The sequence below is a fragment of the Chromatiales bacterium genome, assembly GCA_014323925.1.
Classification (GTDB): Bacteria; Pseudomonadota; Gammaproteobacteria; order Poriferisulfidales; family Oxydemutatoraceae; genus SP5GCR1.
On sequence record JACONC010000018.1, the window covers coordinates 1 to 13014 of the forward strand.

The following is a 13014-nucleotide window of genomic DNA, read 5'->3' on the forward strand; positions in this document are numbered from 1 at the left end:
TGTAATCTCCTTAGTTAGGTTTTTATGAAAATAAAGAGATTATACAATTACTTACATATCCTCACTTATCAAATTCTGTGACTAAAACTTTCTAGTGCCAGCATCGTACATTCGTTTGTTGTCTATGGGCGGAGTGTTATAATATCAATCTAGACACCACCAAGGAGAATAGAGATGTCAGATATAGCTTTATACAATTTATTAAAACGGATACCGGATGCGACCGATGAAGAAATAGAAAAAGCAGTCGCTGATTTTGCGGTCTCAAAGGAAGTTTCCACTAAGGCAGATTTAGCTAATCTAGAGACTAGAGTTATAGAAAAAGTGGCAACCCTAGAGGCAAAACTAACGAGACAGATGTATGCGGTCGGTGGCGTGATAATTATAGTGAATACAGCTGTGATTGGGCTGATGATAAGGTTCTTATTCTTATAAGTAAAAACCATTAGATCGCAACGCAAGTAACACTAAATTAGCCACGCAGTTATACTACTTGCGACACTACAACCTGGGCATGTAAAAATTCAACCGAAGTCACCTCTGACACTCGCAGGAGCGAGCAAGGTGTCTCTGAAGTTGAAAGGTAGTGAAGACACGGATGTCCGAACTAACACCAGTCGCACATCATAGAGAATGGAGTTTTACTCCGCTATCCTGCGACCAGAAAAACTACGCTCGCGGCCGCAGCGTGGGTTGGAGATCGCCGATTTTCGGCGAAGATAAGAAATACCTGCGAATAAAAGCAGTTTTATGTTAAATCACGATCGGCGAAGTTTTGACCCATGATCCTATGCAAAATTCGTTTGTTATCTGTGGGCAGGGGTACTATAATCAATTTAGACACCATCAAGGAGAATAAAGATGTTCGAGATTGCTTTATACACTGCATTAACAAAGCTAGGCCTTTCGCCGGAGGAAGCAAAAGAAGCAGTTGCCGATGTTGCAAGCTCAAAGGATGTTGCGACTAAGGCCGATCTAGCCAACCTAGAGATCAGGCTAACGAAACTGATATTTACAGTTGCTCTGATAAATTCTGGAATAATCATCGCTGCAGTCGGATTGATGATAAAATTCTTAAATTGAATATATGATGACTCAAATGATGTCTAAAATTGATATTGAAAAGCTGAAGACTAAAAAGGCATAATATAGAAAAATCCTTCCTTAGCTTGCGATACAGTAACGATGTCAGTGTTGGTTCTATCTACGAAATTATTCGATTTGCCACCGCACTAAGCAAACGCTCTCCTTGAGCGCACACTTAACAGAACCCCGGCACTCAGTCTCGCTCCCACCGCCTAACCAAACACTGCACACGATAACGACTGTATAGCACCCAAAATGAACAATGCGATTAGCCATTGAACGCACGGCGGCATTCTTCCGCAATAGCGGAAGCTGCGCAGTAGCGCAGCACTTCCTGAGCTTTTAATTTAGATAGGTAATCTATCTTTGCTTTAGGCGATCTGTAAGATCTAGAACAGCACTTATAAATCTGATTACAGAAACCCCGGTTATGATTGTAAAGATGAATAGCCCTAATATGTAAATAGGGAGACTACCAAGATAGTTCCCCAATACTGCAATTCCTATACTAATACCTACCAGTATTAATATTACTAGTATGTCAATAAAACTTGAGTTGTCAGTATTGTTGCTAAATTGCCTATTCTTCAATTTAGTCTCCTCATCTCACTTCAGTGTATCTGGCACTATACAGTTTGTTCTTTTAATATCAGCAGCACGAATTATTCTCAAAATCGCATAACTTTGCGTTTACGCTTGCATTGAAATCATTGCTGTATGGCAAGCTATGAATTTCGGTGTTTAGAGTCTATAGCAAATAAGCTACTATGCAGGCATTGCGGGTTGGTAATCACTTAATTTAAGAACCTTATCATTAATCCGATCGACGCGATGATGATTGCAACCGACGCATACATATGCCTCGTTAGTCTAGCCTCTAGGTTTGCGACTTTTTCTATAACTCTAATCTCTAGGTTGGCTAAATCTGTTTTAGTTAACATATCTTTAAGATCGGCCTTGGTCGCCGCATCCTTTGAGTTCGCAACATCAGTAGCTGCTTCCTTTGCTTTATCTGGTGAAAGCCCTAGCTTCGTTAATGCAGTATATAACCCTATCTTGGACATCTCTATTTACGCCTTATGGTTTTGGACAAACTCTATTATTATCATAACCTTTTCCAGTTAGTTTTGGATAGTTTGTTCTTTTAATATCAGCAGCACAAATTATTCGCAAAACTGCATAACTTTGCGTTTACGCTTGCATTGAGATCATTGCTGTATGGCAAGACTATGGGTTTCGGTGTTTAGAGTCTATAGCAAATAAGCTACTATGCAAACACTGCGAACTGGTAATAACTCAATTTAAGAATCTTATCAATAATCCGACTGACGCAATGATGATTGCAACCGACGCATACATCTGCCTCGTTAGTCTAGCCTCTAGGTTTGCCATTTTTTCTATAACTCTAGTCTCTAGATTAGCTAAATCTGCCTTAGTTGCGACATCTTTTGAGCTCGCAACATCAGCGACTGCTTCTTTTATTGCGTCATCAGTCGCACCCGGTATTTGTTTTAATAAATTATATAAGGCAATCTCGGACATCTCTATTCACTCCTTGTGTCGTGTTTTTGTATAAAGTATTATAACACTTTCGAGTGAGTTTTGAATATTTGTTCTTTTAATATCAGCAGCACAAATTATTTGCAAAAGCGCATAATTTCTCAGGTTCTAGCATGGCTTGTATTGAGATCTTTTGCGTAGCAGTCACATCTGCACATAGCTATTCCCACTCTATCGTCGCCGGTGGTTTGCTACTTAAATCGTAGCATACACGGGTGATGCCTGGCACTTCGTTGACAATGCGAGAAGCAATCTCGGCAAGCAACGCAGTGGGTAGTTCGGCACTGCTAGCAGTCATAAAATCTTCGCTTTCCACCGCTCTGAGCACCACCACCCGACCATATTGTCGGCGATCTCCCATCACGCCGACCGACTTGACTGGCAGTATCACCGCAAAGGCCTGGGCCACTTGGTCATATAAATGATGGTCGCGCAGTGCTTTGAGAAATAGTGTATCAACGCGGCGCAGTAATTGCAGAGATTCCTTGTCCAATGGTCCTAACACGCGCACTGCAAGCCCAGGTCCCGGAAATGGGTGGCGTTCAATAATCTCTTTATCCAAACCAAGGGCTGCGCCCAACTTCCGCACTTCATCCTTAAAGAAGTAAGCCAACGGCTCTAGAACCTTCAGTTTCATACGCTCAGGTAAACCGCCAACATTATGGTGTGATTTAATCAAGTGCGCACCTTCAGCCCCTGCCGACTCGATAATATCCGGATAAATGGTGCCTTGTGCCAACCAATCAATTTTGCCTATAGTTAACGCTTGTTTTTCTATAATCTCGATGAACATGCGCCCGATAATCTGCCTTTTCTGCTCTGGGTCATCGACATCTTTGAGTGCTCTTAAGAAAGCATCCTGGGCATCTACCACATATAGGTCAACGCCGAAATGACGCTCAAAAGTCTCTACCACCTGTGCGCGTTCTCCCGCTCTGAGCAAGCCGTTATCAACGAATATGCAGTGTAACTTTTTACCTATCGCCTGTTGTAATAGTAGCGCTGCGACTGACGAATCAACGCCGCCGGAGAGTGCCAGTAAAACATGCTCATCACCGACGATACGGCGAATACTGTCGACACTTCTAGCGATGATATTCGCCGGCTGCCAACTGGGCGAGCAGCGGGCAATTTTATGGATGAAGTTGTTCAATATCGCGGTACCGCAAACGGTGTGTGTGACTTCTGGGTGAAATTGCAAGCCATACCAAGACCGAGATTCGTCTGCCATTGCGGCAATTGGCGTATACTCAGTTTCGGCAATAGCTGAAAAACCGGACGGTAATCTGACGACACTGTCGCCGTGCGACATCCACACTGTGTGTTTAGCACCGCAATCAGCCTGCATGCCGTCAAATAAAGCCGAACTGCCCTGCACATCAATCAACACCGAACCAAACTCACGACTATCAACTCGCTTGGTTTTGCCACCATATTGCCGAGCCAGCCACTGCATGCCATAACAGATACCTAATGTAGGTACATTTAAGGCTTGTAAATCAAAGCCTACTTCTGGTGCGGAGTGTGAATCTACCGATTCCGGTCCGCCGGATAGAATAATTGCCCGTGGAGCAAAATCTAGCAATTGCTGGGTGGTGCTCTGCGCCGAATAGATCTCGCTATAAACACCTAGCTCGCGTACTTTGCGGGCAATGAGGCGGGTATATTGGGAGCCAAAGTTAATGATGGCAATTTTATCACCACCGACCTGCTCGCAGAGAAAAGCATGCAGTCTGCGGCGATTTTTCAGTGGTGCAGTATCAGGCATGCTTGCTGGCAGGTTTATTCAACATGGTAGTTTGATGCTTCTTTGGTGATGCTGACATCATGTACATGACTTTCACGCATACCAGCTTCAGTGATCTGTATGAATTGCACTTTTTCGTGCATCTGTGCTATCGCCGCACAACCCACATAACCCATGCCGGAGCGCAACCCACCTAATAACTGATAAACGACATCGGCAAGCCCACCACGATACGGAACCCGCCCCTCTATACCTTCTGGCACTAATTTCTCGTTGGCAATATCGGATTGCCCATAGCGATCTCTGGCACCGCGCTGCATAGCTGCTAGAGAACCCATGCCACGATACGCTTTGTAGGCACGACCTTGATACAATTCTATCTCGCCGGGGGCTTCCAGAGTGCCGGCAAAAAGGCTACCTATCATCACCACTTCAGCACCGGCTGCAATCGCTTTGCTCAAATCACCGGAGAATCGTATGCCACCATCAGCAATCAGCGGAACTTCACCTTTGACGGCTTGAGCCACTTCGTATATTGCACTGAATTGCGGCATGCCGACCCCAGCGATAACCCGCGTAGTGCATATAGAACCTGGTCCGACACCGACTTTGATCGCATCGACTCCTTTATCTAACAATGCACTAGCAGCCTCGGCAGTTGCGACATTACCAGCCATGAGCTGAGTGTCAGGAAAATCCTTTTTAATCATCGTAATGGAATCCAGCACTCTTTGCGAGTGCCCATGGGCAGTGTCAATCACGAGTATATCGGCACCGGCCTCGATAGCGGCAGCACCACGCTCTATTGCGACATCACCGATACCTATCGACGCCCCTACTCGCAATCGTCCGTCGGCATCCTTGCTGGCATTCGGAAACTGCTCGGCTTTTTGGATATCCTTTACGGTAATCATACCGCACAGTTCAAATTCATCGTTGACCACCAATACTTTTTCAATTTTATATTTGTGCAACAATCTTCGCACTTCTTTAGCATCGGCATTTTCTTTAACGGTCACCAGATTTTCCTTAGGCGTCATTATCGTTGACACCGGGTCATTGCGACGCGTCTCAAAACGCAAATCTCTGTGTGTTATGATGCCGACCAATTGCCGACCTTCTACCACTGGTACCCCAGAGATCTGATGCCTGCGAGTCAGGTCTATGACCGCTTTAATAGAAGTGTTGGGAGATACCGTTATTGGGTCGCGGATAACCCCGCTTTCAAATTTCTTAACTTGGCGTATCTGCGCAACTTGTTCGGTTAACGGCATATTTTTGTGAATAAACCCTAAACCACCTAATTGCGCAAGGGCAATCGCTAAATCAGCTTCGGTTACAGTATCCATCGCAGCCGATACTAAAGGAATACTCAAGCTAAGCCCACGGCTCAACTGCGCTTTCAAGTCGACTTGCGAGGGTAGCACCTTTGAATAGGCAGGGACCAACAGTACATCGTCGAAGGTCAACGCTTGTTTTATATTATTCATCATTCTTTACAAACCCCAGACTCGTATATACTAGATGGCAAATTGTAGCATAAATATACCATTGATAACTCATGCAACCTGAAATTGAACAAAAATATATCTACACGGTCACCAATCTAAACCACGAAATTAGAGAAATTTTACGGCAAAGTTTTACCTCCATATGGGTAGAAGGAGAAATATCCAACCTGATGCGGGCCGCGTCGGGGCATCTTTACTTTACTATCAAAGACCACAATAGCCAGATTCGCTGTGCTATGTTTCGCCGTGATAACAGACAACTGAAGTTTGAATTGGAGAATGGGATGCTGGTGCAACTGCAAGCATATCCTGAGTTATACGAACAACGCGGCGAACTGCAACTGATTGTAAAGTGCGTCGAACACGCTGGCGACGGCAAACTACAATTGGAATTTGAACGCTTAAAAGCAAAGCTCCATAAGGAAGGCTTGTTTGATGCCGCCTTGAAAAAAGAAATACCACGCTATCCGTTGACAGTCGGGGTCATCACTTCAGAGAAAGGGGCAGCGTTAAGAGATGTTATCTCAGTATTGGCTAAACGTTTCCCATTAATTGAGCTAATCGTCTATCCAACGCTGGTGCAAGGCGCCCAAGCGGCTGTTGATATCCGCCGCGCATTGGAGACTGCCGAGCAGCACTGCGAAGTTGAAGTCTTGCTGTTGGTACGCGGTGGTGGTTCTATAGAAGACTTGTGGGCTTTTAACGATGAAGCACTGGCCCGCGCTATCGTTGCCTGCAGGCTACCGATAGTCAGCGGTATCGGGCATGAAATAGATTTCACCATTGCCGACTTTGTCTGCGATAACCGTGCACCGACACCGTCGGCAGCCGCCGAATACATCAGCCCTGATAAAGACGAACTGATGCAAGAACTCAATACCATCGCTAAAGCTTTGCGCACTGAGATAACACGCACACTCAAACAGAAATCGGAATACATCACGCTACTGGAAACTAAACTCGCTAAATCCCATCCGAAGCATCAACTACAAAATCGTGCACAACAACTTGACGAGATACATCATCGCTTAACCGCAGCGATAAAAAACTATCTGTATAGTCATCAGCAACAACTGCAGAATTATCATAATTTATTGCTGAGTAACACCCCGCTAAAACACATAGCGCAGTGTTCGGATAAATTGCAGCTGCATAGCAAAGCATTACACAATGCATCGCAGAGTGCACTTGAACAAAGCAAACACAACTTGGAACTTATCGCCAGTAAACTTAGAACTTTGAGTCCTATGACCACATTGGAGCGAGGCTACGCAGTCGTTAGCGACCAATCAAATCGTTTATTGCGCTCAGTCAAACAAGTAAAAGCAAAACAGACGATTAACATCCGCGTCGCTGACGGCAAGTTTCTCGCTAGAGTATCTAATACAAAGGATTAGTGCACAAAAGATTGACCACAAAGTTGACTATGATTTGCACCTAAGTATCAGAAAACAAAATAACCGTTCGGTTACACTGATACCGACAGTGTAGATAATGCGCTTAGGTATCCGACCAGCCTAGCTGCGCATACAAACCGTTGATATCCCATACCCCTTCTACCAATGCTAACAGCGAACCTTCGACCTTCATAAAATCACAGCCCAAAAGCACTATCTTTTTACCAGTAGCCGGTTTATCCATCAACGGGCCGTTATGCGTACCCAGTATTATCCATGGGGCTGCAATCATTCCGTTGCTCGCCTCAGCACTACTGATCAGCTCGACCGACATATCTGGGAAAGCTGTAAATAACGCATCCGCATACTCGGCTATTGCCGCTCCGGTCAGTTTGCCGCCGGTCGCCGGATCCGAGTAGCTACCGCCTTCGGCATAGGTTGTTAAAATGGTATCGCTATCGTGTTGATGCCAGGCATCAAAGTATTTTTTAATAATCTCGTTGGCCATCGTCATATGCCTCCCACTATAACCGTTGATTTAGAGTTAATTAGATAGGGTTAATTATATAACGAACAGACATCTCCTCCGTGCCTTCATTTTAGTTTTTTGGCTTGTAAAGGAAATCAAAAAAACAGCAAACTAAACGATACGAGTGCTAAAAGAACCTAGTTGGCATGGATATTCGCCTGCAATTTCAATTTAGACAGAGCAACGGCATTTTGACAGCAAACCTTAGCGTTTGCCCCTACAAAGCGAAAGACTGCTCGAGCAAATCTAAATCAATCCCACCAGCGTGAAAAGTTTTACCACTGGGTAAGTGGCTGACGGCAACTTGTGCAGGGCTAAATAGCATGGGGTCGATTTTGAAAAAGTCGTAATTGTAGTCTTTGAATACTTCGGCAAAAGGTTTGCCATAATCACTAGAAGTACTGCTGGGTAGTCTTTGCGCTAGAGATTGTGCAGCAGCCATCTCACCGTTAACGAACAAATGTACGCGCCCGGCAAATAAAATGGCGTCGTTGGTACGCCCCATGCCAGTGATAAAGTCAGCGGCTGGTGGCGAAAAAGGTGCGCTTGCCGAACCATCAACGATATCTGCCAGATCAAACTTTAGCTCGTGTGTTTTATGCAGTGCAACCTCTAAAACTCTGGCAACGACTTGCATGGAACCTGCCAAGCTACAGGTAGGCGTTAGAATAACGGTTAAATTACCAGCCTCTACACCACACTGCTGCGCTATCTTATCCAATAGCGGTAGCGGTGGATAACTATCTACTTCCAAGACGATGACGGTATATTCGGATTTATCTTCATAAGCGAGTTCTTTGAATAAAGGTTCGCGCCGCGACAATGCGCGCGCCGGACCAGAACCTAACGCATGAAACTTTTGCTTTGCTTCTTCGTGTGCCAAACTCCAGCCAGCATATTGCGATGCTAAACACGCAAGCACTGGATTAACCGTACTCACATGTATAGTCAACGGCCAATTCGGCGCAATACCATCATGCGTGAGCCTAACACTGCCGAGACCACCTAGGCAAATCTCGGCGATCAATCGCCCGGCTTCCAAACAGCCTGGTGTTTTGATACCGGCATCGACAATGCGAGTGCCGTTATCGGCTTGCGAAACCGAAATGCCGAGCTGCCCTGCTCGCTCGCATAGCTGGGTCACGAGAGGATTGCAGAGTAAGTTGATACTTAGGTTGGAGGAAGACATCATCTAGCCTGTTGGTAGTCGGGTATAGTTTGCAATGCACTCATACGGTTTTGCAATGCACAGATCTGTGCTTGCAATATAGTCAGCACATCGGCAGCATCGGCGGCTTGTGCATGCAGTGTACAAATTGGCGTGTTTTTTTCAATGCGATAGCCTTGCGGCTGTGCCACCGGCACATCAGTGGCTTCATCGGGCCAATCAAAATCAGCTGGCAAGTGCATGCGCTGGTCTGCATAGAGAATTGCAAAGCCGCGTATTTCAGGTGCTATTCGTTCTGGTTGCGCTAATCCTTCGCCACGACATGCACTGATATGCGCGTGCAGTAAACCAGTGGGATAATCGCTATCGTATAGTATCATCGTCGCACTTGGGCGCGGATTTAGTTCCAAAAAATACAACTTTTCACCATCGTATAGATAATCTATGTTATTCAAACCTCTGAGCCCTAAAGTCTCAGCATAGCCACCGGCCTGGGTGATACACGATTCGTCCAAATCGTGTGAGCTAATTGCACCACCGAAGCAAAAAGGATGTGCTGCATCGTGCTTGGCATGCCATTGTGTGCTAAAACCGACGGTCTCAATTCGTCTACCGTCGGCTATGAATAGATGCGAGATGCTGGCGAACGGCAGATAGCTCTGACGATAATAATCATCGCTTTTAGGAGCTGATTGATCATCGCTATAAATGTGCAGACCGCCGTTGCCAGTAGTAGATTTATACAGGTAAGGTGGTCGATCATCGGGCATAGCCGCTAACTTATCTGACCCAAAATGACAGGTGAGGCGCTCAGCAGAACTATAGCGTGTGCGCGCATTGCCTAGCCATTGTAGACCACTTTGTGCAATCGCATCGGAAGCAGCACTGCAACCTTCAATGCCTGAACCGACTATGACCGCACTCAGCGTCTCAGCGTAGCGTTCGGTAGTGTTTTTTATCGCCTTGGCAAGTTCGGCATCGTCCAACCGGCCATCGGCGCACAAGCTAACCCGTTCGGCGTATCGTGCGTGTTGCATTACTTCGCGATCACAGAAACCATCTATAACTGCAGCGGTATATCCACCGCGCCTTGCCGATTCAAGTAGCACTCGTACACTCGTCGCTATCAATAATAATTCAGGCTCTTTTTTCGTCAATATACCGTTGTGCTGCCGCGCACGCATGTTCATAATCAAGATAGACTGGTTTATCCGATTGGTGCATCTCTTTCAATAAACGATGTTGAGCTTGATATTTGATATTGCCGATTGCCAGTGCACCGATACCCACCGCAGAAGATTGACCATCTGACAACGGTTGGCCGTCGTCCATTACATCCAAGCCGTGGATACCGGAGGGCGGCACTGCATTGACATCGGCAGCCACCTTGAGTGTACTGGCCACGCCGATTTCATCGGCATTGATCATCTGTATACCAGCCGCTGCGGTCGCCAAAATGACCTGCGTTTGTGCCAACAGCGTTTGTTTTTCATCGTTCCCTGCCGGCTGTAACTGCTCGGCGTTTTGCTTGCACAATTTGCGGCAATTTTCGACAATTGTCTCGGCTTTGGCGCGCTGGCGACTCATCAATGTTACCTGCGCACCCAACTCAGTCGCTAGTATTGCCGCAACCATACCGACCGGACCGGTACCGCCCAATACCATCACCCGACAATCCGACCAATCACTTTGATGCATTTGCTTGAGTTTATCGCCAACTGCTCCGATCATACCGGCAGCAGTGGTGAACGCACCACTAGGATCAGCCATCACAGATATTTCAAAAGGCGGTACCATCGCTTGCTGTGCCGTTTCTAACATTTGTAAAGCAAGCGTCATATCGCGACCGCCAATAAATAATCCAGTGCGCTTCGCACCCGATGGACCACGAGAAAAAATCGCATCTTGCACCAGTGCTTGTATGTCTGAGAGTTCCAGCGCAGTATACGGAATAACCGCATCCCATCCTGCGTCCATAGCCATATTGACATCAAAGGGGCTGAGATTAGGAGCCGAAGTTAACATGTGTAATATATAGGGTTTTTCCATTTGTTTATTCCTTTAGTTTAATGTTAGTTGCTATGACCTTCGCGGTGATCAATGCACAGTGGCAATGTCCACTACCGATTTTTACGGATAAGGTTTATGCGTTATACAAAGATTTATCATAGCTGTTATTCTCTAATATTCTACGACCATTTTACCAGTAGCATTGCATTTGAAAATAATTTATTTCTCCTACTTATCAATGCACAGCATGAGAGATGTCAATCAGCGACCATCACCATCCCTTGATTATCTCCTGAGACAATCGAAAATCCTATCGTTTCAGCCGGTTCAGAAATCGCTGCATCGAGCTGACGAGTAGCGTGCATATAGTCTATCAATTTCGCTTTTAACTGCTCGGCTTGTGATTGATTTTCCATTATCGCAAAAACAGTCGGTCCCCACGAGGTCTGCCCGACGCCTTTTATGCCCTGCTGGCTCAAATATTCCAATAGTCCTTCGCTATTGATTGTTGTTACTTCTTGTTTTTCCACCGATGAGAAATAATCTTTCATCGTGTTTTGCAGTTTATGCACAGCTTGGCTAAAACTCGCAAAATCTTGTTCTATCACCGACGGCATGAGTTTCATCAACACTGTACGGCTCAATGCACCGGCACACGATTTAGAGAATTGCGGCAACTGCTTAAATGCGTATCGCTCGTTCTCACCATGCAAGCCATCCTGCCCTTTGCGAGTAATCAACAAAATGCGCCAGCGGTCGGGGAAAGGATGACGAAAAATCAATGTCGGCATACCACCCGCTTTAACTCCGGCATCGACCAACAAACCACCTTGCCCGAATGCATGAATCCCGATGCCTGAACGACGCCCGCGCCCTAGATGCATGGCTATCTCACTATCCGCTATATCAAGGTTATGTAACTTAGCCAAACCTTGCCCGATGGCTAGCGCAGTTTGTGTACCAGAACCCAGACCTTTATGGGCCGGAATGGTCTGCTGCACACGAATGTTACAATGGCTTCGGGTGTGGTACTGATTGTCGAAAGCCTTCACTAAATACGCAATACGCGTATTATCTGCACCCTCGACAGTCAATGTTTCGGCGGGCATTATTTGAAATTCCAAGCGCGGCGTAGCCAGTGCCAATCCAACACTACCGAACCTACGCCCAGTACCGCCGTGCAAATCTATAAAACCTAAATGCAACCTCGACGGTGTGCTAATAGTAATTTTTTTGTCGGAAATAATTGTGCAATTCCTTATTTAGGCGGTGAAAAATAGTCGGTTATTTTCTATCAGTTTGGTCTTTAATCCTACTAAAATTGCTAGTGATTACCGTTGTTTCTAGCGCTTTTTAACACCCGGTACTGGTTAACATCAGGCAACATTGGCGGTGGCTTTTTTTATTGCGCATTAAAAACTAAATGCAGGCTAACCGGAATAACCGTCGGTATTTGCATTAAGCCAACGAGTGCTTTGAGTTTGGCAAAGCCCTCTAGCATACCGTAGGCATTGGCATCGACCAGCACTGGTGTGACGGTTTGTATGCGTAGTGTGTCTGGGTTGATACGCTCGATGATCAGCTCAGCTTGCACACTATGGCTTTGGCCACGCATCGCAAGCATGGCAGTCGTTTGTAGGCGCTGATAAGTAATTTGTTCAATATCGTCAATGGTCGCAGTTACCACTGCATATGGGTATTGCTGAGTCAAGAAAACATGCTCGGCAACCCGTTCGTCGCGTATCGCTACCTTGGTATCTAGACTACTCAGATCTATTGTCAGTTCTAATTGTGAGTCTTTTATGCTAGCAGAGAATTTATGAAATAGATTGCTCTCAAATATCATTGAAGTATCAATGGTCGCTTGCTTGGAAGACAGATAGGTAATTGCCGAGCGTTCGCTATCGAGCTGCCAGTCGGCTGCATAAGCAGGCAGAAAAAACCAGGCTATTAAGCCAATAATCAATAAATATCTTAAGTGCTTCATATTTGTGCTCGCTTGATAT

14 protein-coding genes are annotated in these 13014 nt (G+C 45.7%); 4 read left to right on the forward strand and 10 right to left on the reverse strand.

What is annotated here, in order from left to right:
• The first annotated feature begins 174 nt into the window (after positions 1-174).
• The 3 genes from GDA45_06975 to GDA45_06985 all read left to right on the forward strand — a co-directional run bounded on the left by GDA45_06975 (position 175) and on the right by GDA45_06985 (position 1083).
• Positions 175-435 (forward strand): hypothetical protein, encoded by a 261-nt coding sequence (locus GDA45_06975; protein ID MBC6414605.1) that lies wholly within the window; start codon positions 175-177, stop codon positions 433-435.
• Positions 436-598: 163 nt separating this feature from the next.
• The gene (locus GDA45_06980; GenBank protein MBC6414606.1) at positions 599-757 is read left to right on the forward strand and encodes a hypothetical protein; all 159 of its coding nucleotides are present in this window, start codon (positions 599-601) and stop codon (positions 755-757) included.
• Between the two features lie 104 nt (positions 758-861).
• The gene (locus GDA45_06985; GenBank protein ID MBC6414607.1) at positions 862-1083 is read left to right on the forward strand and encodes a hypothetical protein; all 222 of its coding nucleotides are present in this window, start codon (positions 862-864) and stop codon (positions 1081-1083) included.
• 797 nt (positions 1084-1880) lie between these two features.
• Here the strand turns inward: GDA45_06985 and GDA45_06990 are convergent.
• The 4 genes from GDA45_06990 to guaB all read right to left on the reverse strand — a co-directional run bounded on the left by GDA45_06990 (position 1881) and on the right by guaB (position 5883).
• Complete coding sequence (locus tag GDA45_06990; GenBank protein ID MBC6414608.1) at positions 1881-2150, reverse strand: hypothetical protein; 270 nt, start codon at positions 2148-2150, stop codon at positions 1881-1883.
• A gap of 232 nt (positions 2151-2382) precedes the next feature.
• Positions 2383-2628 (reverse strand): hypothetical protein, encoded by a 246-nt coding sequence (locus tag GDA45_06995; protein ID MBC6414609.1) that lies wholly within the window; start codon positions 2626-2628, stop codon positions 2383-2385.
• Positions 2629-2806: 178 nt separating this feature from the next.
• A complete protein-coding gene (gene guaA, locus GDA45_07000) occupies positions 2807-4414 on the reverse strand; it encodes a glutamine-hydrolyzing GMP synthase (protein ID MBC6414610.1) in 1608 nt (535 codons plus the stop codon).
• A 14-nt stretch (positions 4415-4428) separates the two neighbouring features.
• Positions 4429-5883 carry an IMP dehydrogenase gene (gene guaB / locus GDA45_07005; GenBank protein MBC6414611.1) on the reverse strand — a complete coding sequence of 485 codons (1455 nt, stop codon included), beginning with the start codon at positions 5881-5883 and terminating at the stop codon, positions 4429-4431.
• 71 nt (positions 5884-5954) lie between these two features.
• Between guaB and GDA45_07010 the strand changes: the two genes are divergently transcribed.
• The gene (locus GDA45_07010; protein MBC6414612.1) at positions 5955-7301 is read left to right on the forward strand and encodes an exodeoxyribonuclease VII large subunit; all 1347 of its coding nucleotides are present in this window, start codon (positions 5955-5957) and stop codon (positions 7299-7301) included.
• 103 nt (positions 7302-7404) lie between these two features.
• Here GDA45_07010 and GDA45_07015 read toward each other — a convergent pair whose 3' ends face one another.
• From GDA45_07015 to GDA45_07040, 6 genes are all read right to left on the reverse strand, one after another.
• On the reverse strand, positions 7405-7809 hold the full coding sequence (locus GDA45_07015; protein ID MBC6414613.1) for an ester cyclase: 405 nt from the start codon (positions 7807-7809) through the stop codon (positions 7405-7407).
• Positions 7810-8047: 238 nt separating this feature from the next.
• A complete protein-coding gene (locus tag GDA45_07020; protein MBC6414614.1) occupies positions 8048-9022 on the reverse strand; it encodes a methenyltetrahydromethanopterin cyclohydrolase in 975 nt (324 codons plus the stop codon).
• Entirely contained in the window at positions 9019-10155 is a 1137-nt protein-coding gene (locus GDA45_07025) for an ATP-grasp domain-containing protein (GenBank protein ID MBC6414615.1), read from the reverse strand. The genes GDA45_07020 and GDA45_07025 overlap by 4 nt, the downstream gene beginning before the upstream one ends.
• Positions 10136-11047: a methylenetetrahydromethanopterin dehydrogenase gene (locus tag GDA45_07030; GenBank protein ID MBC6414616.1), complete on the reverse strand. Its 912-nt coding sequence runs from the start codon at positions 11045-11047 to the stop codon at positions 10136-10138. The genes GDA45_07025 and GDA45_07030 overlap by 20 nt, the downstream gene beginning before the upstream one ends.
• 218 nt (positions 11048-11265) lie before the next feature.
• Positions 11266-12213: a GHMP kinase gene (locus tag GDA45_07035; protein ID MBC6414617.1), complete on the reverse strand. Its 948-nt coding sequence runs from the start codon at positions 12211-12213 to the stop codon at positions 11266-11268.
• Between the two features lie 197 nt (positions 12214-12410).
• Entirely contained in the window at positions 12411-12995 is a 585-nt protein-coding gene (locus GDA45_07040) for a YceI family protein (protein MBC6414618.1), read from the reverse strand.
• Positions 12996-13014: the final 19 nt, after the last annotated feature.